This is a genomic window from Ewingella sp. CoE-038-23, assembly GCF_040419245.1.
Taxonomy (GTDB): Bacteria; Pseudomonadota; Gammaproteobacteria; order Enterobacterales; family Enterobacteriaceae; genus Ewingella; species Ewingella allii.
Window position 1 is genome coordinate 356,388 of the sequence record NZ_JAZHOH010000001.1, and the last position, 25,496, is coordinate 381,883.

Sequence of the window (25,496 nt, forward strand, 5' to 3'; positions counted from 1 at the left end):
ATGCAAAGCACCATAACTATTCACCCTGCTGATAATGTCGCCGTGGCACTGCGCGATCTCACCTGCGGAGAAATTACCAACACCGGCGCTGCTTTGCTGCAAGAGGTAGTGCGCGGCCACAAGTTTGCGCTACGCCCGATTGCCGCCGGAGAGCACATCATCAAATACGGCTTGCCGATTGGTCATGCGCTGGTGGACATCGCTGCCGGAGAACACATTCATTCGCAGAATGCCAAAACCAACCTCAGCGATCTCGACGCGTATCAGTATCAGCCGCAATTCGCCGCCGTGCCTGAACAAAAGGGCGATCGCGAGGTGCAGATTTACCGCCGCAAAAACGGGCAAGTCGGTATTCGCAACGAGCTGTGGCTGATCCCAACTGTCGGCTGCGTGAATGGCATCGCCAAGCAGATTCAGCAGCGTTTCCTCAAAGAAACTCAGCAGGCGGAAGGCATTGACGGGGTCTACCTGTTCACTCATCAGTTGGGCTGTTCGCAGCTCGGCGATGACCATATCAACACCCGCACTATGTTGCAGAACATGGTGCGCCACCCCAACGCGGGCGCGGTGCTGGTGGTTGGTTTAGGCTGTGAAAACAATCAGGTGGACGTGTTCCGCGAAACCTTAGGAGAGGTCGATGAAGCTCGCGTGCGCTTTATGGCGTTGCAGAAATTCGATGACGAAGTTGAGGCGGGCGTCGCACGTTTGCACGAGCTTTACGCCGTGATGCGCAGTGACCAACGCCAGCCGGGCAAGCTCAGCGAGCTGAAATTCGGCTTAGAGTGCGGCGGGTCTGACGGGCTGTCGGGCATCACCGCCAACCCGCTGCTCGGGCGTTTTTCGGATTACACCATTGCCAACGGTGGCACCACGGTGCTGACCGAAGTACCGGAAATGTTCGGCGCGGAGCGCATTCTGATGAGCCGCTGCCGTGACGAGGCGACTTTCGACAAAACCGTCAGCATGGTGAATGACTTCAAACAGTATTTCATTTCCCACAACCAGCCGATTTATGAAAACCCGTCGCCGGGCAACAAGGCGGGGGGCATCACTACCCTTGAGGAGAAGTCGCTGGGCTGTACGCAGAAAGCCGGGCATAGCCCGATTGTCGACGTGTTGAAGTATGGCGAACGCCTGACCGCGCACGGCCTGAACCTGCTGAGCGCGCCGGGCAATGACGCCGTCGCCACCAGCGCGCTGGCCGGGGCAGGCTGCCACATGGTGCTGTTCAGCACCGGGCGTGGCACGCCTTATGGCGGCTTTGTGCCGACGGTAAAACTGGCGACCAACAGCGAACTGGCGGCCAAAAAGCCGCACTGGATCGACTTCGACGCGGGGCAGCTGATCCACGGCGTAAGCATGGATCAGCTGCTGGACAGCTTTGTGGATCTGATTGTGAAGATTGCCAGCGGCCAGCAGACCAAGAACGAGCTGAATGATTTTCGCGAGTTGGCGATTTTCAAAAGCGGCGTGACGCTGTAAACGTCAGAGAGAACGTGAGAGAAGGATCGGCCAGCGCCGATCCTTTTTTGATCAATCCAGCTTCAGCGGCGGCAACTGGGCAAAGATGCTCAGCAAACCTTCCCCCCAGCCTTTACGGATCATGTCGAAATAGGGATGTTCCTCCGTGACGCGATACTGCTGCGCGGTGCTGAAACTGTCGGTCGGGTAGATCATCACGTCCAGCGGCAGGCCCACCGACAGATTACTGCGCAGGGTGGAATCCATCGAAATCAGCGCGCACTGCATGGCCTGCTCCAGCGGCGTGTTGTAAGTCAGCACGCGGTCGATAATCGGCTTACCGTACTTGCTTTCTCCCACCTGAAAATAGGGCGTGTCGTGGGTCGCTTCGATGAAATTACCTTGCGGGTAAATGTGGAACAGCCGCAGCCCTTCGCCCTTAATCTGCCCGCCTAACAGCAAGTTACAGCTGAAATCGGTCATGCCACCCTGATTCGCGCCGCTGTCGCGGGCGATCACCTCTCTCACGGTTTCTCCCAGCAGGCTGGCAGCGTCGTACATCGACTCCACGTTGAGCATATTCTCGCGATCCGGGTCCAGACAGCGGCGGTGCAGCAGGCTGATGATGCTCTGTGTGGTCGCCAAATTTCCGGCACTTTGGATAACCAGCATCCTCTCATCACTTTGATGAAAAACATGCAGTTTGCGGAAGGTGGAGATGTGGTCCACCCCGGCATTGGTGCGCGAATCTGAGACAAAAACCAGACCAGAGGACAAGCGCATGGCCACACAGTAAGTCATCGAAATCTACCTTTTCAGTAAGTCAGGGTCATTGGGGAATATCGAGCATTTGCACCGCCGCGACGGTATGCATATCTTCGCACCCTCCGCCTAACCGAACGCCACGCACCGGGCACGCATCAAGATAATCGATACCAATGGCGAGTTTCAAATGCTGATTCGGCTGGCAGGTATTGTTAGTCACGTCGAAGCTCTGCCAGTGTCCGTCGAGCCAGGCTTCGGCCCAGGCGTGCATCGCCACGTGGGTAGAATCCTCGGTGTAGAGATAGCCACTGACGTAGCGCGCCGGGATGCCCAAGCTGCGGCAGCAGGCGAGGAACACGTGGGTGTGGTCCTGACACACTCCCTGTTGGGCGGAAAACGCCTGCGAGGCGCTGTCTTTCACCGTGGTGGTGCCGGGGCTGTAAGGCATTTTCATCAACAGTTCGCCCATTAAGGCGCGCAGGCTTTCATGCTGGGCCTGCGGGCGATAATAGCGGCTGGCGAAGTCGCGGATCGCGCCGTCGGCCTGGGTCAGCGGGCTGGTGCGCAGGAACACCAGCGGCGATAAATGGCCGCAGTTGTCATCCTCGACGTTATCTTCGATTTCCACCACGCCGTTGGCTTCAATGGTGATCGCCTGATGCGGCTGGTCCAGCGTCAGTACGTGCAGCACGTTGCCATAGGCGTCCAGCGTGCGGGTGGCGAACTCCGGCAGGGTTAAATCCCACGACAAAATCTTCTGATGGCTGGAGTCTTGCGGGGTGAGGCGCAGATACTGAGTGCTGCGTTTCACCTGCTGCGCATAGGTGTAATGCGTCTGATGACTGACATTAAGCTTCATTATTGGGCCTCCAGATAAGTGTGGTGAATGCTTTCGGCGATGGCACTGGTTTGGCTCAGGAATTGCGCCAGCCACTCGCGCAGGCCCACCTTCAGAATGTCGTCCAGCGTGCTGAAACGCAGTTCGGCGTGCAGGGTGTGGACCAGGCGGCGCGGCAAGTTGCCGGTGCGGCCGCCAATCAGCTCCAGCTGTTCGGCCATGATCTCCACGCAGGCCAGCAGCGAGCGGGGCAGTTCGCGGCGCAGGATCAGCAGATCGGCGATGGTTTCGCGGCTGATTTGCTGCTTATAAAGAGTATGGAAAGCCTCGCGGGCGCTGACCGCGCGCAGCAGGGTGTCCATCCGGTAATACTCGCGCACCGGGTCTTCATCGGCATCGAGCAGCTGGTTTTTGGCGTCCAGCAGCCGCGCCGTGCTGTCGGCGCGCTCGAGCATGGTGCCAAGGCGGATAAAATAGAGCGCGTCGCTGCGCAGCAGAGTGCCAAACATAGCCCCCCGAAATAGGTGCGAACGCTCTTTAACCCAGTCGAAAAAGGCGTCTGCTCCGACCGACGCCACGCCTTGACGGCGGATCTGCTTCATCTCAATCCACGATGCGTTAATGCTCTCCCACACCTCCGACGACAGGCTGCCGCGCACCGCGTGGGCGTTGTTCCACGCCATCTGCATACAGCTGAAGATGCTGCTGTGGTTAAGGCTGTCCAGCGCGAAGAAGTTGAGCAGGTTGCCCATAGTGACCTGCGGATAATTGTCGCTGAACAGCTGCCGGGTGCCGGTGAGGGTCAGCGGCACCAGTAAATCGTTCTGCTCATCTTCCAGCTGGGATTTGTCGCGAATCGATATCATCGACAGCTTGTTGGTGACGTCGAGCAGGCGGGCAATGTTCTCGGCGCGCTCCAGATAGCGCGCCATCCAGTACAGCTCGCTGGCGGTTCTGCTTAGCATGCGTCATCCTCCGCAACCTGGCCGTTGACCGGCTCATCCTCTAACACCCAAGTATCTTTGGTCCCGCCTCCCTGCGACGAGTTGACCACCAGCGAACCTTCGGCCAGCGCCACGCGGGTTAAGCCGCCGGGTACCAGACGCACCTCTGCTCCGGTCAGCGCAAAGGGGCGCAGGTCGATATGGCGCGGGGCCAGCCCGTTGCCGACAAAGGTCGGGCAGGTGGAGAGCGCCAGCGTTTCCTGCGCGATGTAGTTCTGCGGGCGAGTTCTGAGCAGTTCGCGGAAACGTTCTATCTCGGCTTTGCTGGCCGTCGGCCCTATCAACATGCCGTAGCCGCCTGCGCCGTGAACCTCTTTCACCACCATTTTTTCCAGATTCGCCAGCACGAAGCTTAGGGCTTTTTCATCGCGGCACTGCCACGTCGGCACATTATTCAGGATCGGATCTTCCGCCAGATAGAAGCGGATCATCTCCGGCACATAAGGGTAGATGGACTTGTCGTCGGCGACGCCGGTGCCGATAGCGTTCGCCAGCACCACGCCCCCGGCGCGATAGACCGACAGCAGCCCCGGCACGCCGAGCATGGAGTCAGCGCGGAAGGCCAGCGGGTCGAGGAAGGCGTCATCAATGCGGCGGTAAATCACGTCGATTTTGCACGGGCCGGAGGTGGTACGCATAAAGACCGCGCCATCTTTGACAAACAAATCAACGCTTTCCACCAGCTCGACCCCCATCTGCTGGGCGAGGAAGCTGTGCTCGAAATAGGCGCTGTTGAAACGCCCCGGCGTCAGCACCACAACGGTTGGGTCATTGACCGGCGTGCTTTCACGCAGGGTTTGCAGCAGGTGGGAAGGGTAGCGCGACACCGGCGCGATGCGCTGCTCGGCGAACAGTTCAGGATAGAGCCGCATCATCATTTTGCGGTTTTCCATCATATAAGAGACGCCGGACGGCGTGCGCAGGTTGTCTTCCAGCACGTAATATTCGCCATCGCCGCCGCGCACCATGTCGGTTCCGGCGATGTGCGCATAGGTGTTGCGATGCAGATCTACCCCCTGCATGCAGGGCTGATACTGCTCGTTAGCGAGCACCTGCTCGGCAGGCACGATGCCCGCCTTAAGGATCTTCTGGTCATGATAGATGTCATGTAGAAAAGCATTAAGTGCCTGAACGCGCTGGCGAATGCCGAGATCTAACATCTTCCATTCATTGGCCGGAATGATGCGCGGCACGCTGTCGAACGGAATCAGCCGCTCCGCGCCGTCATCTTCGCCATAAACATTAAAGGTAATCCCCACCCGGTGAAACAGCAGCGCGGCTTCCTCCTTCTTGCGCTGTACGGCCTGTTGATCTGCCTGCTGTAACCATTGCCAGTAAGCTTGATAGTGGTCGCGGTGTTGCCCCTGCGCCATTAGCATTTCATCAAAAAAGGGTGAATCAGAAAGCTCGATATTAATCATGTTCACCTCACTGACAGGACGGGCTGCTTCATTGTTTTTCAATACGCATTAGTGATCAGGCATAAACCATGCCAGCGTGCATAAACCGCAGAAAACTCAGTAGAAAGAGGCTATTTCGCGCTATTTCAGTGCGCCAGATAAGGCGGCTGCCTAAATACAGGGCAGAAAATGGGCAGATGTCTTAAGTATGGTCGGTGATGAGGCAATAACAATGTGGCGGGAAGTGGGGCAGAAAAAAGGCATAAAAAAGCCAGCCCGCAGGCTGGCTATTGCACCGCGCTCGGTTCGAATTAACGACGAACGGCGATGGCTTCGATTTCGATTTTCACATCTTTCGGCAGACGAGCCACTTCAACACAAGAACGAGCCGGGAATGGCGCGTTGTGCTCGGTGAAGAAAGCTTCGTAAGTGGCGTTAACCGTGGCGAAGTCATTCAGATCTTTAACGAAAACAGTGGTTTTCACGATGTCTGAGACTTTCAGGCCAGCGGCTTCCACGATCGCCTGAACGTTGACCAGAGACTGACGTGCCTGAGCGGCGATGTCATCGGCAACTGCACCGGTTTTTGGATCAACCGGGATCTGGCCGGAAGTGATGATCATGCTGCCCAGATCAACGCCCTGAACGTAAGGACCGATAGCTGCTGGTGCATTTTCAGTGCTAATTTCGCGGGACATAGTGTCTCCTGATTTAAGTGATAAGGAAGGATAGCTTGCCGACAGTATAAAGGGCGCAGATGAAAAGTCATTACGCCCGATCAGGTCACGGCTTATTCATCGCTGCTCATCACCACCTGATGCTCGAACTCTTTCTCGCAATATTTGCATTGCAGGTGCACTTCGCTCTGGCGCTGCTTGACGCTAAAGCTCGAGGCCACCGGCTCAGAGCGGCTGATGCAGTTGCTGTTCGGGCAGTGCAGCACGCCGTCGATACGGTCCGGCAGGCTGGGGGTCAGCTTCTTCACCACTTCGTAATCGTCGATGCGGTTCACCGTGGCTTTCGGTGCGTAAACCGCGAGCTGGTTGACCTGCTGCTCGGTCAGGAAGGTGTTTTCGATTTTAATAATGTCTTTGCGGCCCAGCTCGTTCGACGGCAGATTCAGGCCGATGGTGATGCGCTGGTCGGTTTCAGTCAGCTTAAACAGCGACAGCAGCTTGAAGCCTACCTGAGCCGGAATATGGTCGATTACGGTGCCGCATTTGATGGCTTCAACCTGAAGTTTATTATCGTGAGTCATGTTTTTATCTCCTCAAGTTTAGTGGGCTGTGTCGGCGTTAAGAACCAGTGCCAGTAAGGCCTGGCGGGCATAAATGCCGTTACCGGCTTGCTGGAAGTACCAGGCGTAAGGGGTTTTATCGACGTCGGTGGTGATCTCGTCGATGCGCGGCAGCGGGTGCAGTACTTTCAGGTGCGGCTGGGCATTCACCAGGTCATTGGCGCGCAGGATGAACTGGGCTTTGACGTTGGCGTACTCGGACGGGTCCAGACGCTCTTTCTGCACGCGCGTCATGTAGAGAATATCCAGCTCCGGCACCACTTCGTCGATGCTCTGATGCAGGCTGTACTCAATGCCTTTCTCTTCCAGCAGGGAGAGAATATAGCCCGGCATCGCCAGCGCGTCCGGCGCGATAAAGTAGAAACGGTTGCCTTTGAATTTCGCCAGCGCCTGCGCCAGTGAGTGGACGGTGCGGCCATATTTCAGGTCGCCGACCATGGCGATCTTGATATTGTCCAGACGGCCCTGCGTTTCGCGAATGGTGAACAGGTCGAGCAGGGTCTGCGTCGGGTGCTGGTTGGCACCGTCGCCGGCGTTGAGGATGGGAATGCCGCCGGAGAATTCAGTGGCTAAGCGCGCCGCGCCTTCCTGCGGGTGGCGCATGACGATGGCGTCCACGTAGGTGCCAATCACCGAAATGGTGTCGGCCAGCGTTTCGCCTTTCTTGCCAAGCGAGGTGTTGGAGCCGTCGGCAAAGCCAACCACCGAAGCCCCCAGACGATGGATTGAGGTTTCGAAGGATAAGCGCGTGCGGGTCGAGGCTTCGAAGAAGCAGCTGGCAATCACTTTATGCTTCAACAGTTCGGGCTGTGGATTGGCTTTCAGGCTGGCCGCGGTGTCGAGCACCAGTTCTAACTCTTCACGACTGAGATCGTTGATCGAGATGATGTGTTTTTGGTACAGCGGATTAGCCATGACGTATTTCCTCAGCAGTTAGGGTTCTTAACCTCAAATTCTGGACAAAAAAAAGCCCCTTCAATGAGGGGCTTTCAATAATTCAGCAATGCAACGGAAGAACAACGGCAGCGGGCTGCCTTCAGGTACGGCGTGTTGAGCATGTTTTTTAACATCACAAACCTGACAATTGTTCATGGGTTCTCCCGGCAAATTGTGGCGCATTATACGCGCAGATTTTCGTGCTGCAAGCGAAAATCGGCCTGAATCGATTCTAAAAGCAAACGATTGGCAGCCCACTTACCGTTTGAAGATTTTCATTCTCCAGCGACGCATGCGGCCCAGACGCTCCGGCGCCTTCAGCTTATGCTTGATCCACACCACCTGCCACGGCTGGAGGCGGGTTTGGCCGTCAAACGGCACATCGGCAATCAAGTCCTTGCCTTCAATCGCCAGTTTCACCACCTGCGTTTGGTTGCTTATATTGAACACGCAGGTGATTTTGTCTTCCGTCAGCGGGTCATAGCGCTCCATCGCAAACAGCGATTTGCCCATATCGAATACCCGCTGCCCGGCCTGTGGCGAGAAGGCCGGATGGGCGCGACGATGCTTAATAAGATTACTCAGCCCGTAAAATACTCTCGCGCTTAGGCTGTCAGTTTTTTCCAGCCCGGCCTCGACGTCGTCTAGCTTGAGCTTCTTGCGGTTAATGCGGCGATTCAGCCCCGACTGGTGCATACCCTCGAGGTCATTTTCGCTGCCCAGCAGGCTGTGAATATAGATGGCCGGCACGCCGATGAAGGAGAGCAGCAGGGCCTGCGCCGCGAGGAATTTCCGCGCTTTGGTGTCGACGTCGTCATCCGGCTCGGTCAGGGCGCTGAGGAAGTTGATGTTCAACTCGTAGGGCGAATGGGTGCCGTCGCCATTGTCCTTGTAGGAGACGCGCCCCTCTTTGCGCAAGGTTTCTTGCGCCATGTATTTGCGCTCGTCGTCGCTGAGGAAGGTTTCCGTCGGGCGTAGCCCAATGCCGTCGTGGCTGGCTAAAAAGTTGAAATAGGTGGTTTCCGGGTAACGCGCCTCGGCGTTGAGGCTTTGCGCCCACTGGGTCAGCGTGGTGGTGTCCTGACGCAGAAAGGCGTGCAGCGTCAGCGGCGGCAGTGGGAACTGATACACCATGTGGGCTTCGTCGCCCTCGCCAAAGTAACTGATGTTCTCGTGATGCGGCACGTTGGTTTCGGTGATGAGCCGCGTGCCGGGGATCACTTCATCCAGAATGGTGCGCCACACTTTGATGATGTTGTGCGCCTGCGGCATATGGATACAGCGAGTGCCGACCTCTTTCCAAATGTAGCCAATGGCGTCGAGGCGAATCGACTGCCCGCCGCTGGCGGCGTATTGCAGCAGCACGTCGATACTTTCCAGCAGCACCTGCGGGTTTTTGAAATTGATATCGACCTGATCCTCGCTGAAGGTGGTCCACAGATACAGCTCGGTGCCGTCGGCTTTGATGAACGGCGTCAGCAGCGGCAGGGCGCGGGGGCGCACCACGCGGCTGTAATCCAGCTCCGGGTTGGAGTCGATAAAGTAATCTTTGTAGTAAGGATCGTCGTGCAGATAGCCCTTCATCCAGTCGCTGGATCGCGAGATGTGGTTGATCACGCAGTCGAACATCAGGTTGAAGTGGGAAGAGAGCTGGTGGATGTCCTGCCAACCACCCAAATTTTCGTCAATCCGGCGATAGTCGATGACGCTGAAACCATCGTCCGAACTGTAGGGGTACATCGGTAAGATGTGGATATCGCTGATGATTTCGCGCAGATACTTGTCGGCAAAATGGTTCAGGGTCGCCAGCGGTTTCTGCTCGCCGTGGCTGATATTGTCGCCATAGGTGATGAGGTAAATGTTGGTGCCATCAACCCAATCCTGAGTGCGGTGTTTGCCGTAATTCCATTTTTCTGCCAGTTGCAGGATCTGTTTCAGTAAATCGGCAATGTGTTCTCTGGGATAGATCCGGCTCAGTAAACTTTCCAGTCGCAGGACATATTCCAAATTGACTGATTTCATATCGTTTCCCTTTTCTTTATCACTCCAAAAGATGGCAAAAGAAGCGGCGCATAATGAAAAGGTTAGTTGAAAACGGGGCGTTCAGGCGGGGATTAGCCGTGAAAAACTGCAATGTTGTGTAAAAGGGTATGTGCGAAGCTGGAGGAAATAACCTGACGCGCGAGGATTGTCGCGTCAGGCAGAAGGCGAATCAGAGTGAACCAAGAGTGGCGACCATCACTGCTTTGATGGTGTGCAGGCGGTTTTCAGCCTGATCAAAGACCACGCTGTGCGCCGACTCGAACACTTCGTCGGTCACTTCCATCCCGCCGTGCAGGTTGTACTCTTCCGCCATCTGGCGGCCGAGGGTAGTCTGGTCGTCATGGAAGGCGGGCAGGCAGTGAAGGAATTTCACCTGCGGGTTGCCGGTCAGGGCCAGCATGGCGCTGTTCACCTGATAGTCACTCAGCAGGCTAATGCGTTGTTTCCACGTCTCTTTTGGCTCACCCATTGATACCCAAACGTCGGTATAGAGGAAATCCGCGCCTTTCACGCCCGCCGCAATGTCTTCGGTTAGAGTGATGTTGCCGCCGTTTTCCTGCGCCAGCTTCTTACAGGTTTCCACCAGCTCGGCTTCAGGCCAGCAGGCGGTCGGCGCGACCAGACGGAGGTCCAAACCGCAGAGCGCGGCGGCTTCCAGCAGGGTATTACCCATGTTGTTGCGCGCGTCGCCCAGATAGGCCAGCGTCATTTGTGACAGAGATTTGCCCGGCAGATGCTCTTGCATGGTCAGCAGGTCGGCCAGCAGCTGAGTCGGGTGAAATTCCGTCGTCAGGCCATTCCACACCGGCACGCCGGAGAACTCCGCCAGCGTCTCAACTTTATCCTGACCAAAACCGCGATATTGAATACCGTCATACATTCTGCCCAGCACGCGGGCGGTGTCTTTCATTGACTCTTTGTGACCAATTTGGCTGCCACTTGGGCCGAGGTAGGTGACGTTAGCACCCTGATCATAGGCGGCAACTTCGAAAGAGCATCGGGTGCGGGTTGAGTCTTTTTCGAAGATGAGCGCGATGTTTTTCCCTTGCAGATGGGCTTTTTCGCTGCCGTTTTTCTTAGCGGCTTTCAGCTCGGCGGAGAGCTGGAGAAGGGATGAAATCTCCGACGGGGTAAAATCCAGTAACCTGAGAAAATGACATTTACTCAACAGACTCATGGTGTTCCTCTCCAATGCCTTTGCATTCTTTAGTGAATTAAAATTCAATTTATATGTATGAATATGCAATTACAACCCCGTCGTTAAAACTTTATAGTGGAGGCTGGCCCCGCGCTGTGTGAAAATGGTCTAGAGAAACGTCACATTGATTGAGGACAGAGGCATGGCAAATCGTGAATTGCTAGAAGAACAGAGTGAAGAGACCCGCTTAATCATCGAAGAGCTGCTGGATGATGGCAGCGATCCAGACGCGCTTTACACCATCGAACATCACTTATCTTCTGATAAGTTTGAAGATTTGGAGAAAGCCGCGGTTGCCGCTTTCAAACTGGGTTATGAAGTTAATGACGCAGAAGAGTTGGAATTAGAAGACGGTTCAACCGTGATGTGCTGTGACGTGATCAGCGAAATTGCGCTGAACGCCGAACTGATTGATAAACAGGTTGAGCAGTTGATGGACCTGGCCGAAGCCCACGGCGTTGATTACGACGGTTGGGGCACTTACTTCGAAGGCGACGACGAAGATGAGGACGGCGAAGAAGGTGATGAAGAAGATTTGGTTGATGAAGATGATGACGGTAAGCGTCATTAATAACTAACTCTATCAGTAAGATAGGGTTTTGATCCTCCCCTTGAACTAAGGGGAGGATAAGCCCAGCTTGCAATTCCGTGCTTTAAATCATTCCGCGCTTTAAATCTCGTTATTACGCACTAACTCCGCAACCAGATCGTTTACGCCGTCACTCATATTTTTAAACTTGGTTAACTCGCTGCGCGTCACTACCACGAACACGCCTACGCCGCGCTGAGGCACCATCGCCACATAAGTAATAAAGCCACCGCCACCGCCGGTTTTCTGAATAATGCGCGGTAACAGTGGCGTCGGCGCCATCGTCACCCAACCCATACCCAAAGAGTCGGCCATGCCCGGCACGTCCATGCCTTTTAGCGATACCAAATCAGTACGCTTAAAGTACATCTTCTGCGCCATTTCGGCGGTCAGGCTTGGCTTGCCGAGTGGGGAAGGCAGGAACTGGCGCATCCAACGCGCCATGTCGGCCGGGGTCGAGTAAATCCCGCCGCTGCCCGCCGCCGCCGTGGTATTCAGGCACGGGCTTGGGCGCAGGCCGGACATCAGGCGAGCACACTGGCTGGCGTTTGGCGTCAGCGTGGTGTCGACCATGCCCAGCGGCTGGGTTATCTGTTCGCGCAGCAGCTGGGTGTAAGGTTTGCGCGCCGCGTTGGATAAGGCATCCGCCAGCAGGTCAAAGGCTAAGTTGGAGTAAGCCGCACGCGCGCCCGGAGGCGTGGTCATTTTGGCGACTCGCAGCCACGCCCAGCGATCGGCCTTGGTCGGCCAAGTGAACACCGGGCGATTTGGCGCGCCGCCCGGCTGCTCACGCGGCAGGCCGCTGGTGTGAGTGGCGAGATTAAGCAAGGTGATTGGCGTGGAGCCGCTATAGGAAGGCACCGCGCTGCCGCCGGAATATTTGCGCAGCGGGTCGTTAATCTTGACGGTGCCCTGCTGCGACAGCTTCACCAGCACTTCGCTGGTCATCAGCTTGGTCAGCGAGGCAATTCGAATCACGGAATCTTCGCGTGGACGAATGTCTGAGCCGGGGCGGGTTTCGCCAAAGCTGCGGAAAACTTGTTGGTTATTATCGACAACCACCAGCGCCATTCCCATCGCGCCGCTGCCGTAGAAGATATGTTCGGCATAGTCATCAACAACTTGAGAAGCCAATCGGGCGTTTTTCGCCTGGCTCAACAGCGGCGTGCTGGCAAAGGCCAGAGCCAAAAGTGAGAGAGAAATTTTTTTCAGCAAACCGGTATCCATCAACTAGGCAGAGTATTCATTCGGAATTTGTATACTAATGCGAACTTTCTGAAACGGCATGGGAAAAAAGCGCCCAATTGGCAAAATGTTGTAAGAAATCTCCTTTATCTGGTTATTCCGGTTGCGGCACGTGTTTTTCGCGCACCAGTAGCATGGCACCAATTCCCACCAGCGTGATGATCGCCGCGAAGTAGAAACCGGCGTTGAGTGAGCCCGTGCGGTCGGCGATAAAGCCGGTCACGTAAGGGGCAAAAATCGATGCCGCCATGCCAAAGAAGTTATACAGGCTGAAGGCGGTGCCGAGGGCTTTCTTCGGCGCGTTATCTGCCACCAGCGCCACCAGAATCGGGTTCAGGCTGATTTTGCCGATAAAGCCATACAGCACCAGCACGACAATCAGCATGGTTTCCGAGGTCGAATAGACAATGCCGAACAGCGCCAGCAGCGAGAGCGGCAGCATGCACAGCACCACCGGCTTTCTGCGTCCCAGCTTGTCCGAGGCGTAGCTGAAAATCAGCGTCCCGAGAATCGAAATCCACGGCACAATCGACGCAATATTACTGGCGCGCGCCATGTCCATTCCGCGCTCCTGCTGCAAGTAGTAAGGCAGCCAAGAGATGATCACGAAGAAGCCGTAAATCGAGCAGAAAATGGTGATGTAAGCGAGGATCAGGTTGCGATTTTTCAGCAAATCCATAAAGCGGAACGGCGGCTCTTGGTCGGCGGCCTGTACCGCAGCGGGCGCGGCAACCGGCGGGCGTTTATGGATAACAAACAGCATCAACAGCGCGACCACCAGCACCGGCAAGGCGATGATCACAAAGGGCAATTTCCAGCCAGTATGGAAATGATTCACCGACACGCTAGACAGCTGATAGCCCAGCGCAATACCAAAGGACATGCCGCTGCCAATTACCGCGCTGCCCAGCGTCAGCCACTTCTTCGGAATGGCTTCCGAAGAGAGCGCGTACTGCGGGCCGTAATAGACCCCTTGCGCCGCGCCGGTCAGCATCCACAGCAGGATAAAGCCTAAGAACCCCGGTGAAATGCTGATAGAAGCAATAAAAACGGCGAACAGCATAAAGCCGGTGACTAAGACTTTTTTGTGGCCCAGCCGGTCGCCGAGCAATCCGGCGGGAACCTGTAGCAGGGTGTAGGCCAAGAAGAACAGGCTACTGATGATGCCCAGCTCGGCCTGATTCAGCCCGTATTCGTCCTGAATCATCGGCATTAGCGGGCTGAGAACCGAGCGTCCGGCGTAGATAACCACCCAGCCGAAGAAGAAGATAATCACCAACTGGATCCAGTAGGGGAACCGGCTGGCGTGCGCGTTTTTTTCCATGATGTGTGCCTCAAAAGTTCAAATGCTTCAACGTTGAAAGGCCGGTGAGAAATCGCTCTCCGCCGGCCTGATTTTTGCGGCTGTAACCAGCCTGCTTCAGTGTTTAGGGGGATCAGCGAGCGGGGTGGATCAGGGTTCCCGCGCTGCCGTTCAACACGGCATCAATGTCTTTGAGCGCGCCAATGTGCGCCTCTTTACCTGAGCGTTCGACAAAGCGGCTCACCGCCATGATCTTCGGCCCCATTGAGCCGTCCGGCACCGCCAGCGGAGCCAATTGCTGCGGCGTGGCGCTGCGAATGGCCTGCTGGCTTGGCGTGCCCCAGCCGGTATACACCGCGTCGGCGTCGGTCAAGATGACCAGATGGTCAGCATCCAGCGCTTCGGCCAGCAGCGCCGCGGCGAGATCTTTATCAATCACTGCCTCAACGCCCTGTAACCCCTGCTCGGTCGCCACCATCGGAATGCCGCCGCCGCCGCTGCAAATCACCACCTGATTTTTCGCCAGCAGCGCGTGAACGGCTTCTATGTCCAAGATCTGCTTAGGCTCAGGGGAAGGCACCACGCGGCGCAGATGCTCGCCGTCCATCTTCATGGTCCAGCCATACTGCTGGCGCAGGTGCGTCTCTTCCTTCGGCGCATAGACCGGGCCGATAAACTTGGTTGGCTGCTGGAAAGCTTCATCGTCACCGTCCACCAGAATGCGGGTCATCAGGGTGGAAACCGCCTGCTGGGGGTGAGACGCGGAGAGCTTTTGCGCCAGCATGTAGCCAATCATCCCTTGGGTTTCCGCCACCAGAATGTCCAGCGGATAGGGCGGCACGTCACGATAATTTAGGTTCTGTAAGGCCAGCAGCCCGACCTGCGGCCCATTGCCGTGGACAATGGCAATGCGGTATTTCTTGGCTAGCTCGCCAATCGCATCGGCAATCAGCGCAATGCTCTTATATTGATTTTCAGCAGAAAGCACCGCGCCGCGTTGCAACAGGGCATTCCCGCCTAAAGCGATAACCAAAGTTTCCATGTTCAGTTCCCTAGTGTGTTAAATCACAAGTAAAAACCACGCTTTCAGCAGGCCGCTAAGTGCGGCGAGGTGCTGACTGAGTGAAGTTGATTAATAGTTTGCGCCGCCAGCCAGATGCCCAGCAGCGCGTCCGCGCCCGAGTAGTGGCCGACATTCAGCAGGTCGCGCACGGCGGGGAGTAAGGTCTGTGGAGCCAATAGCCCGTGGGCGATAGCCAGCAGCGGCGAGGAGAAAATCCCCCGTGCCGCGTAGGCCAGATAGTGATGACTTACTAACGTGGTCAGCCCGGCCAGTGGCTTGCTGTGCGCAAAAAAAGGTGACAGCTGGCTGGGAGTAACGCGGCTGTCGCAGTAGGCGACCAGCAGCATGCCGACCAGCGTGTCGTCGTTGCTTGGCGTGAGGCCTGGCCCCTTGCCGATAAACGCCGTCCAGTCCACTTCGCCGCCCAGCAGCCAGTCCGCAAATTGGCGCTGCATTTGCTGTAATTCGCCGACGGCGGGTAAAGCCACTAGCGCGTCTAACCCGCCAAACAGGCCGGTTTGCGCTGGCGAACAGCGTAGGGTTTGACGCAATGTTTGCGTGATCACCAGCCCCGGCTGGCCTAAAGTTAAGCCGCGCTGCGGGCCGATATTTTTCACCCGCAGGCCATCAATCAATAAGCCTTCGGCATCAAAATGGAGCTGTTCGGCCCCTTGCAGCTGGTCGGCAATCAGGTCGAAATCCGTTTCATCCACCACCCATCCCATCGGGCTGAGGCCGTGCCCGCTGCGGTGCAGCGTCAGCAATTGATGGCGCGGAGTAAGAAAGTTCATCGCGTTGTTAAACAAGCCCGCACGGCGCAACGGACCATAGTCGCAGGTGGCGTGAGCGCTGGAGGAGAGAACAATGCAAACCATGGTGGCTCCTGATTGCCCGACGGTTCCGCCGGGCAAAGTGGCGTGAAGGGTTACGCGCTGATACCAAGCTTCTCGGCTAAGGCTTCAATGGCTTTTTCGAAGCAGGCGAGCGGTGGGCGAACTGTCCCCGCGCCAATCTGACCGACGCCCGGCGAGCGGTGTGCTATCCCGGTGTTGATCAGCGGCGTAATGCCGGTTTCCACCACGCGGCGAGCGTCCAGACCTAAACAAGCGCCTTGGAAGTCCCACGTCGGGATTTGCAGCATCATGTTGCGTTCGAGGAAGATCTCCGCCATCTCTTCGGAGACGTCCAGCGCCGCGCCCATGCCGCCCGCCGCGCCAACAAAGCGCGTCACGCCCGGCGCTGCGACCATGGCCGCACCGCCGATACCAAAGGTTTCAGTGATAGCGCTGTCGCCGATGTCAGGGTTGGCGTCGGCTTGGCTGTAGCCTGAGAAGAACAGGCCTTCCGGCGTGTTAACCGGCGCAGTGAACCACTGGTCGCCCATGCCACTGATTTTGATACCAAAATCTTTGCCGTTGCGGGTCATGGCGGTGACGATGGTGCCTTGTTTGATTTCGGCCCCGGCATCCATGGCGGCTTTGCAGTAGGCCATCGCCAGGTTGAGGAAGAACTGATCGGTAATGGCAAGGAAGGAGAGCACGCTGGTCAGCTCGCTTTGCGGGCGATCCAACTGGGCGATTTTTGGAGCCAGCTGGCGCATTAACAGCGCGGAGGCGGCGATATTACGCTGGTGGAATTCATCCCCCATGGTGATAGCCTGCGCCATCACGGCGGTCAGGTCGATGCCGCCATCAATGTGGCTTAGAACCTCTTTCAGCACCGGAGCCAAGGTGTCGCGCATCCAGCGCAGGCGCTCCTGCACGTCAGGGCCGTACGCGCCGAAACGCATCACTTTACCAATCCCTTCATTCATATTGCAGAACGCCAGATTGCCGTGAGTGTGGTTTTCCACTACCAGCATCGGCATATGGGCTGAAGTGATGCCGCCCATCGGGCCAACGGCGCGCACGCTGTGGCACGGAATAAATTCAATTTCGCCGTTTTCCAGCAGGGCCAGCGCCTGCTGTTCATTTTCGGCCCAGCCTTCAAACAGGCAGCAACCAATACAGGCGCCGCGCACCGGGCCGCTCATGTCTTGCCAGACCACCGGCGGACCGGCGTGCAGTAGCTTGCGACCTTGCTGTAATACCGGCACCACTTCCTGCGCCGGTTTGACGTCACACCAGTGTGGACGGGCTTCGCGGATCCGCGCAATTACGGCTGCATTGGCTTCATTAATAGTTGTAGTCATGTGATCCCTCAGTGCAATTTTTTCAGAATGGCGGCTAAACGCTGATTTCCACCCGCGACCGGTGCCCATTGGTAATGCACCACGGGAACCTGATTGGTTTGTAAATCAGTGGCGAAACTGCGCAGACCGGCGTTGATAACAGAGACGCCATCCAGCAAGTGGTAAGGCGTCAATGGCCCGGTTTCGGTCGGCGGACTGATTAGTTGATGAGCCAGCAGTACGGCTTCCGGCAGGGTGTTCATCACCACGATGCCCGCGGCGGTGAGCGTGTCGATTTGCCGACTGCGCTGTTGTGGGTCCTGCTCGGTGCCGGTGACGGTAGCGATCACCACCAGCGGGTGAGCCGGGTCGCGATGCTGTTTGAGTGCGTGAACCGTGTCGGCCAGCGAGGTTGCCGGGTCAGCCTGCGCGCCAAAGCCAATCACCACGTCAATCAGCAGCACGCCGGTTTCAAGCTGATTAGCTAACTGGGCGATGGTCTGGTTGCGGGTCGACGGGTCAATCATCGGGTGGGGTTTGCCTTGGGTGTAGAAGTCATCACCCATATCAATGATTCGATGGCCCTCGGCGTCGAGCATGCTGCCGTGGTGGTGCTGGCTGTCCGGCGCGACCTGCAAATGCTCGGCCAGCAGCATGGCAACTTCAGCGGCCAAGGTGCCTCCGGCGTAATATCCGGCGATTTTCTTGCCATGCACGGCGGGCAGGGAAGCTATCTGCTGCTGGACATTCGCCAATGTGGCGGCGAGGCGGGCGGCTTCGTCCAGCGTGCTGGCGAGCCACACGTTGCCCACACGCGGGCTGGCCGGTTTGGTGCCGAGGAACAGCGCCACAATCGGCTTATTGATGCCCTGCATTTCATCCATTACGCGCTGGCGCACGGCTTCTGCCGGAGGCTTAGAGACGAAGGCGATGACCTGCGTTTTGCTGTCATTAGCCAGCATCGCCAGCGCCGTCAGGGCGCTGATGCCGCCGACTTCAGCCGAGAGGTCGCGCCCGCCGAGGCCAATGGCGTGGGAGACGCCCTGGCCCGCCAGCGTAATTTGCGATGTCAGCTCCTGAATGCCGGTGCCTGACGCGCCGATAATGCCGATGACGCCTTTGGGCGCAACGTTGGCAAAGGCCAAAGGACCTCCGGCGATATTGGCGGTGCCGCAGTCCGGCCCCATCACAATCAGCTTTTTGCTGCTGGCTTTCTTCTTCAGCGCAATCTCCTGTTCCAGCGAGACGTTGTCGGAAAACATCATCACGTTGCAGTCGTTGTCGAGCGCCTGATCTGCCAGACCGGCGGCGTATTCACCGGCAATAGAGATCAGCAGCAGATTGGCGTCCGGCGCTTTTTGGCGAGCCGTCTGCCAGCTGCGGGCGACTGGCAGGCGTTTGCCCCCTTGCTGCCCTTGCGCAATGGCTTTGAGCGCCTCTTCCAGCGCGTCGCTGATGAACTGGGTGATCTCTGGGTCTTGGCTGTCGGCCTTAATAGCGACACAAATATCGTTTGGCGTGGCGTCGTTGAACTGGGCGTGCCAAAAGCCGGTGGCTTCCAGCAGAGATTTGTTGGCAGGGGTGCCCATCATCACCGAAATTTCGTCTACCTGTGGAAATTCGCTGAGCTTTCGGGAGATCAACATCAGGCTTACCGAGTCCTGAAAACTCCCTTTCTTAATAAAAGCGTGGACCATGACTGTTTCCTTTTGCTTTTTTTCTCATGCTTAGTGAGAAGCGGTTCGTGAAAAGCCTGATAAAGAATTTCAATTTAAAATTTCCCTTAATGGCTGGCTGGAAATTACAAATATCTGGGGTGTCACAAGGAGAGGTGAGTCACACTTCGCGGATTGTTAGAAATATTCATGGCAAAGAGAAGACTTTATTAAAATCGCTCAATCAATGCCGACAGGCTTTATCAAAATAATTTTTATAATTCGACGGTGAGTGAATGAAATTTTAATTTAATAGTTTAAAAACGTCGCCGATCACATTTTTAAAGTCTGAGGGTTATAGATTGTGACCATAAATAAGTTCTATCAGTGGTTAGCAAAAAGGATTATCTATGAAAGTCACCCGGGAACAGCTCCACACTTTAATTAGCAATAAGATCAACAAGGCGGGACTGCCAAGAGAACAGGCCAATATCGTGGCGGATGTTCTGGTCCATGCCGATGCAAGGGGCGTACATTCTCACGGTGCCGTTCGGGTGGAATACTACTCGGAACGTATCAGCAAAGGCGGGACTAACAACAACCCGGATTTTAGATTTGAGAAAACCGGACCTTGCAGCGGCGTGTTTGACGGCGATAACGGCGCGGGGCACGTGGCGGCCAAAATTGCCATGGAGCACGCGATAGACATCGCCAAAGACAACGGCGTGGCGGTGGTGGGCATCCGCCGCATTGGCCACAGCGGCGCGCTCTCTTATTTCGTACAACAGGCGGCTAAACAAGGGCTTATCGGGATTTCACTCTGCCAATCCGACCCAATGGTCGTGCCCTACGGCGGCGCGGAAGTCTATTACGGTACCAACCCAATAGCCTTTGCCGCACCGGGCGAAGATGGCCATATGATCACCTTCGACATGGCAACCACGGTGCAGGCGTGGGGCAAAGTGCTGGATGCCCGCTCGCGCAATGCCAAAATCCCTGACACCTGGGCCGTGGATTCCAACGGCGAACACACCACCGATCCTTTCGCCGTCAGCGGTCTGCTGCCGATTGCCGGGCCGAAAGGCTATGGCCTGATGCTGATGGTGGACGTGCTGGCGGGCATCCTGCTTGGTCTGCCGTTTGGCCGCAACGTCAGTTCCATGTATCACGACCTGACCGAAGGCCGTAACCTCGGCCAGCTACATATCGTTATCGATCCTGCCGCTTTTACTAATATCGACAGCTTCCGCAAAAATATTAATCAGGTGATGAGTGACCTCAATGGCATTAAACCTGCGCCGGGCGTGAGTCAGGTAATGTATCCGGGGCAAAATAGCGAAAACAATGAGCGTAATAGTGAAATCAATGGCATCGAAATTGTTGATGAAATTTACGATTACCTCATCTCCGATGAAATCTATTTGCGTTCTTACGACCACAAAGATCCGTTCGCCAGTTAATTAATGGATTTTTTATATTAATAAGACAGTGAAATAACTCACTTGAATCAATAAGTGCTTTTTGCGCGGATTATTGGCCAATAACCTGCCAGTAATTCGCGGTTCTATTTCTACCTCCTCGTGATTAATGACCTTCAATATGGAAATTAAATAAGGACCGGAATATGCAAAACTTCCCTCGCCAGATACAAGAAATCTCCGCATGGCTTTCGCAGATCGGCGCAGACCCGACCGGAGGTATGACGCGTCTTCTCTATACTCCCGAGTGGTGTGCCGCGCAGCGCGCACTACAGGAAAAATTTGAAAGTGCCGGGCTGAAGACCCAGTTCGACCACGTCGGCAACCTATCGGCGCGCCTCGAAGGTAGCCGCTACCCCGAGCAGACCATCATGTCGGGCTCACACATCGACACCGTGGTGAACGGCGGCAACCTCGACGGCCAGTTTGGTATCGAAGCCGCTTTTTTGGCAATCAACTACCTGAAAGAGACTTACGGCCAGCCACTGCGCACTTTAGAAGTGCTATCGATGGCGGAAGAAGAGGGCAGCCGCTTCCCGTTTGTCTTCTGGGGCAGCAAAAACATCTTTGGCTTGGCGAATAACGCCGACATGCATCAGGTCCAAGACGCCAAGGGCGTGGGCTTTGTGGATGCCATGCATCAGGCCGGTTTTGACTTTCGCCCTGAAAACACGCCGGTGCGTCAGGACCTGCGCGCCTTTGTCGAGTTGCACATTGAACAGGGCAAAGTGCTGGAAACCGAGGGCAAAACCGTCGGCGTCGTCACCAGCATTGTTGGCCAGCGCCGCTACGACATTCGCTTGACCGGCGAGTCCAACCACGCGGGTACCACGCCGATGGGCTACCGCCGTGACACCGTGCACGCTTTTAGCCGCATCTGCTATGAGTCCATTGAAAAGGCGCGCAAAGAGGGCGATCCGCTGGTGCTGACCTTCGGCAAAGTTGAACCGAAACCCAACACCGTCAACGTGGTGCCGGGCTTTACCCACTTCACCATGGACTGCCGCCACACCGACCAACAGGCGCTGCTGCGTTTCACTCAAGAGATTGAGGCTGACATGAAACGCATCTGTGACGAGATGGGCATCGGCATCGAAATCAACCTGTGGATGGACGAAGCGCCAATTCCGATGGACCCGCAGCTGGTGAAACAGGTCGCGGCGGTGTGTGAAACCGAGAAAATGAACTATCGCCTGATGCATAGCGGGGCGCGGCATGACTCGCAAATCTTCGCGCCACGGGTGCCGACCGTCATGCTGTTTGTGCCGAGCATCGCCGGTATCAGCCACAACCCTGCGGAGAAAACTGAACTGAGCGACTTAGCCGAAGGCGTTCGCGCCCTGGCCCACGTGCTGTATCAGCTGGCTTACCAAGAAAACGGGGGCGCAGTATGACCACTCGCACTACCTCATCGCCAGCCAGCGGCGGCATTGATCCGCTGTACTGGAAGAAAATCGTTGTCGTGCTGTGCCTCGGCTGGGCGGTTATCTGGATCTACCGCACCGTCCTGACGCCGATCTTCCCTGAAATTCAGGCCACCATTGGCGCGCAGTCCGACACCGAAATGGGGCTGATCGCCAGCTTCTACTTCTTTGCCTACACCGGCATGCAGATCCCCGCCGGGATCTTGGTGGATAAGTTCGGCAAGAAGATTGTGCTGATCCCCGGTTTCTGCCTGTTCATCATCGCCACGCTGCTAATTGGTAACGCCACCAGCTTGCACATGATCTACGCCGGTAGCCTGCTCGCCGGGGCGGGCTGTGGTTCCTACTATGGTTCGGCTTACTCGCTCTCCTCTGAAAGCATTCCGTTAGAAAAACGCGGCTTATCCACCGCCATCATTAACAGCGGCTCGGCGCTGGGGATGGGGATTGGCCTGATTGCCTCCAGCCTGCTGGTAAAAAGCGTCGGCATGAACTGGCAACTGTTGCTGTTCATGATCACCTTCTTGCTGGTTATCATGACGCTGGTGTTCTTCTTCGTTATCAAAAGTGCCCCGAAACAGCAGGCAGCGGCGCAAGCCGTGACCGCCGCGCCGGTGGTCGAAGAGGTAAATCAGAACCCCGGCGGCTTGTTCAGCCTGAAGATGATTTCAGCCTACGTGATGTATTTCGCCACCTGTTACGGCTACTACATGATTGTCACCTGGCTGCCGTCATTCTTGCAGCAGGAGCGCGGTTTTGAGGGCGTGGCCATTGGCTTCTCCTCGGCGCTGGTGGCCTTTGCCTCGGTGCCGGGTGCGCTGTTCTTCAGCCGCATGTCCGACCGTTTCCGCAATAAGAAAGTCAGCCTGATCATCTTCCTTGAGATCTGCGCGGCGGTGATGCTGACCTGCACCGTGCTGTCTCCTGACTCCACTATGTTGCTGATAAGCCTGATCCTCTACGGCCTGCTCGGCAAGCTGGCGGTTGACCCGATCATGATCTCTTTCGTCGCCGACAACGCGCCGAAAAAGGGCTACGGCACCAGCTTCGGCGTCTTCAACTTCTTCGGCATGTCTTCTTCGGTGATTGCGCCGCTGGTGACCGGGATGATCTCCGACCATACCGGCTCGAAGGTCATGGGCTTCTATATCTCGGCGGCCATTCTGGTTATCGGTACGCTGATGTTCTTCACCGTAAACGTATTAATGAAAAAACATCAAACCGCTAAACCGGCTTTATCTCAATAATCTTTATATAGGCCGATATCTCTTATCGGCCTATGGAATAAATAAGGAAAAATCATGGGTTATATTAATCAGCAGACCGGTTATCGTGCCGACGTATTATCTTCACGTTCTATTATTAAACGCCATAACTATGCCTTAATTGAGCCGGACGGTTTAGTTAAAAACGTCATTCCTGGTTTTGAGAATTGCGATATTACCATTCTGTCCACGCCGAAATTAGGCGCGACCTTTGTGGATTATCTGGTGACTTTATTAGACGGCGGTCGTAATCATCAAGGTTTTGGCGGTGGCGATATAGAAACTTTCGTTTATGTCATTGATGGCGAAATTATGGCGGCGGCGGATGATAAATCTTACGCACTTAAAACCGGCGGATATTTATATTGCCCGGCGGGCGTAAAGCTTTATCTCGATAATAATAGCGAAGGTAAACCAAGCAAACTGTTCCTCTACAAACGCAAATATCAGCCATTGGCGGGCCATCAGGCCTATGTGGTCAGCGGCAACGTCAGCCAGCTTGAGCGTATCGAGTATGAAGGGATGAGTGACGTTATCTTGCAAGACTTCCTGCCGAAAGAGCTGGGTTTTGACATGAACATACACATCTTGTCCTTTAATCCGGGTGCCAGCCACGGTTACATTGAGACCCACGTGCAGGAGCACGGCGCTTATATCTTGAGTGGCGCGGGCATGTACAACCTCGACAACGAATGGGTACCGGTGAAGAAAGGCGACTACATCTTTATGGGCGCGTACTGCCCGCAGGCGGGCTATGCGGTGGGCAAAGACGAGGTGTTCAGCTACATCTACTCTAAAGATTGCCATCGCGACGCCGAGCTTTAATCACGCATTTCGTCTTAACTAAATAGCCAAAAGCGCCTGAAGATCTCTCCTCAGGCGCTTTTTTAATACTTCTCACTTTCTCTTCTAAGACAATCAGTTACTACTTATTCACCATCTTGGCGGGCACCGTTAGCGTGAGTATCGCGCCGAGGATCATCATTGAGGCCAGCACGCACATCGCCACCAGATTACTGTTCGTCGTATTCTTAAAGTAGCCGATGATATAGGGCGAGATAAAGCCGCCGATATTGGCGATGGAGTTAATCAGCGCAATGCCCGCCGCCGCGCAGGTGCCGGTAAAGATGGCATTCGGCAGGCTCCAGAACAGCGGCGAAGGCACCAGACTGGCGGCCACGGCGATGCACAGTGAGAACATCACGATGCTTTTGTTATCCTGAAATACGCCAATGCTGACCATGGCGACGGCGGCAATGCAGAAGGGAACCACAATGTGCCAACGGCGCTCGCGGTGCTTATCGGAGCTGCGCGCCGCCAGTAGCATCGCCACCACCGCCAGCATATAAGGCACCATGCTGAGCAGGCCGACGTCGAAAACGGACTTCACCCCGGTGTCTTTGATAATGGTCGGCACCCAGAACGCCAGCCCGCCTTGGCCCATCACGGTACAGAAGCAGATCAGCCACATTTTGGTGAACGCCGAGGATTTCAGCATGGTTTTCATCGTCCATTCGTGGGCGACAATACCGTTTTTGGCGTTTAACAATCGCTGTTGATTGGCCTGATCCATATCCTCGTGGATCATGGCTTTCTCCTCATCTGTCAGCCACTTGGCGTTTTGATAGGTGTTGTCGAGGAAGAAGAAGATCACCAGCGCAATCAGCAACGCGCGCGGGCCGCTGATGAAAAACAGCCACTGCCAGCCGGACATCTGCATCAGGCCATTCATGTGCTCAATGATCCAGCCGCACAGCGGGCCGCCGATGATATTACTGATGGGAATGCCGCAGACGAACAGGGCGGTCATTTTGGCGCGCTGGCCAGAGGGGAACCATAAAGTGAGGTAGAGAATGACGCCGGGGTAGAAGCCCGCTTCGGCAATCCCGAGGAAAAATCGGGCGATGTAGAACTGCATGGGAGAGGTGATAAACACGCTGAGCATCGAGATGCCGCCCCAAATCACCATCAGTAGCGCAATGATTTTTCGCGCGCCGTACTTACTCAACACCATATTGCTCGGCACGCCGGCAATAATATAGCCGATGAAAAACACTCCGGCGCCCAGCCCATATACTGATTCCGCTAAGGCCATGTTGCCATTTAAAATGTCCGGCATCATTTGGAATTTAGAGAAGGAGATGCCGACGCGATCTAAATAACCCACAATATAACTGATTAATAAAATGGGCATGATTCGCCATGCAACTTTTCGATACAATTTTGATTTATTAATTTGTTGTGAAATTGATGATCCATTGATTGTTTCTGAAACAGCCATACCTATCTCCTTGGATTAAGATCCTGATAATTTTTTATGAAGGCTGGTCTTATTTGTAGAGTTCCCGCTCAGGGTAATGAA

General features: G+C 55.7%; 22 protein-coding genes. 6 read left to right on the forward strand and 16 right to left on the reverse strand.

Annotated features, from left to right (window positions below; all coding sequences use genetic code 11):
- The gene (locus V2154_RS01715; protein WP_353500806.1) at positions 1 to 1,482 is read left to right on the forward strand and encodes a UxaA family hydrolase; all 1,482 of its coding nucleotides are present in this window, start codon (positions 1 to 3) and stop codon (positions 1,480 to 1,482) included.
- A 51-nt stretch (positions 1,483 to 1,533) separates the two neighbouring features.
- Here the strand turns inward: V2154_RS01715 and V2154_RS01720 are convergent, their stop codons facing one another.
- The 9 genes from V2154_RS01720 to argF all read right to left on the reverse strand — a co-directional run bounded on the left by V2154_RS01720 (position 1,534) and on the right by argF (position 10,921).
- On the reverse strand, positions 1,534 to 2,262 hold the full coding sequence (locus V2154_RS01720) for a proteasome-type protease (RefSeq protein ID WP_353500807.1): 729 nt from the start codon (positions 2,260 to 2,262) through the stop codon (positions 1,534 to 1,536).
- Between the two features lie 28 nt (positions 2,263 to 2,290).
- Positions 2,291 to 3,085, reverse strand: coding sequence for a transglutaminase family protein (locus V2154_RS01725; protein WP_034786809.1), 795 nt, complete (start codon positions 3,083 to 3,085; stop codon positions 2,291 to 2,293).
- On the reverse strand, positions 3,085 to 4,029 hold the full coding sequence (locus V2154_RS01730) for an alpha-E domain-containing protein (protein WP_353500808.1): 945 nt from the start codon (positions 4,027 to 4,029) through the stop codon (positions 3,085 to 3,087). Before V2154_RS01730 ends, V2154_RS01725 begins: the two co-directional genes overlap by 1 nt.
- Positions 4,023 to 5,489, reverse strand: coding sequence for a circularly permuted type 2 ATP-grasp protein (locus V2154_RS01735; RefSeq protein ID WP_353500809.1), 1,467 nt, complete (start codon positions 5,487 to 5,489; stop codon positions 4,023 to 4,025). The genes V2154_RS01730 and V2154_RS01735 overlap by 7 nt, the downstream gene beginning before the upstream one ends.
- Before the next feature lie 290 nt (positions 5,490 to 5,779).
- Positions 5,780 to 6,166, reverse strand: a complete 387-nt coding sequence (gene ridA / locus V2154_RS01740) for a 2-iminobutanoate/2-iminopropanoate deaminase (RefSeq protein ID WP_034786820.1) — start codon at positions 6,164 to 6,166, stop codon at positions 5,780 to 5,782.
- 92 nt (positions 6,167 to 6,258) lie between these two features.
- The gene (gene pyrI / locus V2154_RS01745; protein ID WP_353500810.1) at positions 6,259 to 6,726 is read right to left on the reverse strand and encodes an aspartate carbamoyltransferase regulatory subunit; all 468 of its coding nucleotides are present in this window, start codon (positions 6,724 to 6,726) and stop codon (positions 6,259 to 6,261) included.
- An 18-nt stretch (positions 6,727 to 6,744) separates the two neighbouring features.
- Positions 6,745 to 7,680 (reverse strand): aspartate carbamoyltransferase, encoded by a 936-nt coding sequence (pyrB, locus tag V2154_RS01750; protein ID WP_353500811.1) that lies wholly within the window; start codon positions 7,678 to 7,680, stop codon positions 6,745 to 6,747.
- A gap of 279 nt (positions 7,681 to 7,959) precedes the next feature.
- Entirely contained in the window at positions 7,960 to 9,723 is a 1,764-nt protein-coding gene (locus V2154_RS01755) for a sugar phosphorylase (RefSeq protein ID WP_353500812.1), read from the reverse strand.
- A 190-nt stretch (positions 9,724 to 9,913) separates the two neighbouring features.
- Positions 9,914 to 10,921 carry an ornithine carbamoyltransferase gene (gene argF / locus V2154_RS01760; RefSeq protein ID WP_353500813.1) on the reverse strand — a complete coding sequence of 336 codons (1,008 nt, stop codon included), beginning with the start codon at positions 10,919 to 10,921 and terminating at the stop codon, positions 9,914 to 9,916.
- 163 nt (positions 10,922 to 11,084) lie between these two features.
- Between argF and rraB the strand changes: the two genes are divergently transcribed.
- Complete coding sequence (rraB, locus tag V2154_RS01765; RefSeq protein ID WP_034786830.1) at positions 11,085 to 11,513, forward strand: ribonuclease E inhibitor RraB; 429 nt, start codon at positions 11,085 to 11,087, stop codon at positions 11,511 to 11,513.
- 99 nt (positions 11,514 to 11,612) lie between these two features.
- Here rraB and ampH read toward each other — a convergent pair whose 3' ends face one another.
- The 6 genes from ampH to fdrA form a co-directional block, all read right to left on the reverse strand.
- Positions 11,613 to 12,758: a D-alanyl-D-alanine-carboxypeptidase/endopeptidase AmpH gene (gene ampH, locus V2154_RS01770; RefSeq protein WP_353500814.1), complete on the reverse strand. Its 1,146-nt coding sequence runs from the start codon at positions 12,756 to 12,758 to the stop codon at positions 11,613 to 11,615.
- A gap of 112 nt (positions 12,759 to 12,870) precedes the next feature.
- Complete coding sequence (locus V2154_RS01775; RefSeq protein ID WP_034786834.1) at positions 12,871 to 14,100, reverse strand: MFS transporter; 1,230 nt, start codon at positions 14,098 to 14,100, stop codon at positions 12,871 to 12,873.
- Between the two features lie 112 nt (positions 14,101 to 14,212).
- On the reverse strand, positions 14,213 to 15,121 hold the full coding sequence (locus V2154_RS01780) for a carbamate kinase (protein WP_353500815.1): 909 nt from the start codon (positions 15,119 to 15,121) through the stop codon (positions 14,213 to 14,215).
- A gap of 44 nt (positions 15,122 to 15,165) precedes the next feature.
- Positions 15,166 to 16,017: an oxamate carbamoyltransferase subunit AllH family protein gene (locus V2154_RS01785; protein ID WP_353500816.1), complete on the reverse strand. Its 852-nt coding sequence runs from the start codon at positions 16,015 to 16,017 to the stop codon at positions 15,166 to 15,168.
- Between the two features lie 50 nt (positions 16,018 to 16,067).
- Positions 16,068 to 17,333: a YlbE family protein gene (locus tag V2154_RS01790; protein WP_353500817.1), complete on the reverse strand. Its 1,266-nt coding sequence runs from the start codon at positions 17,331 to 17,333 to the stop codon at positions 16,068 to 16,070.
- Positions 17,334 to 17,341: 8 nt separating this feature from the next.
- On the reverse strand, positions 17,342 to 19,009 hold the full coding sequence (fdrA, locus tag V2154_RS01795) for an acyl-CoA synthetase FdrA (RefSeq protein ID WP_353500818.1): 1,668 nt from the start codon (positions 19,007 to 19,009) through the stop codon (positions 17,342 to 17,344).
- 368 nt (positions 19,010 to 19,377) lie between these two features.
- Here fdrA and allD point away from each other — a divergent pair, with 368 nt between their 5' ends.
- From allD to allE, 4 genes are all read left to right on the forward strand, one after another.
- On the forward strand, positions 19,378 to 20,427 hold the full coding sequence (gene allD, locus V2154_RS01800) for an ureidoglycolate dehydrogenase (protein ID WP_353500819.1): 1,050 nt from the start codon (positions 19,378 to 19,380) through the stop codon (positions 20,425 to 20,427).
- A gap of 164 nt (positions 20,428 to 20,591) precedes the next feature.
- Positions 20,592 to 21,839: an allantoate deiminase gene (allC, locus tag V2154_RS01805; protein ID WP_353500820.1), complete on the forward strand. Its 1,248-nt coding sequence runs from the start codon at positions 20,592 to 20,594 to the stop codon at positions 21,837 to 21,839.
- The gene (locus V2154_RS01810; RefSeq protein WP_353500821.1) at positions 21,836 to 23,116 is read left to right on the forward strand and encodes an MFS transporter; all 1,281 of its coding nucleotides are present in this window, start codon (positions 21,836 to 21,838) and stop codon (positions 23,114 to 23,116) included. Before allC ends, V2154_RS01810 begins: the two co-directional genes overlap by 4 nt.
- A gap of 54 nt (positions 23,117 to 23,170) precedes the next feature.
- Positions 23,171 to 23,959, forward strand: a complete 789-nt coding sequence (allE, locus tag V2154_RS01815) for a (S)-ureidoglycine aminohydrolase (protein WP_353500822.1) — start codon at positions 23,171 to 23,173, stop codon at positions 23,957 to 23,959.
- Positions 23,960 to 24,059: 100 nt separating this feature from the next.
- Here allE and V2154_RS01820 read toward each other — a convergent pair whose 3' ends face one another.
- The gene (locus tag V2154_RS01820) at positions 24,060 to 25,328 is read right to left on the reverse strand and encodes an MFS transporter (protein WP_353500823.1); all 1,269 of its coding nucleotides are present in this window, start codon (positions 25,326 to 25,328) and stop codon (positions 24,060 to 24,062) included.
- Positions 25,329 to 25,496 lie beyond the last annotated feature (168 nt).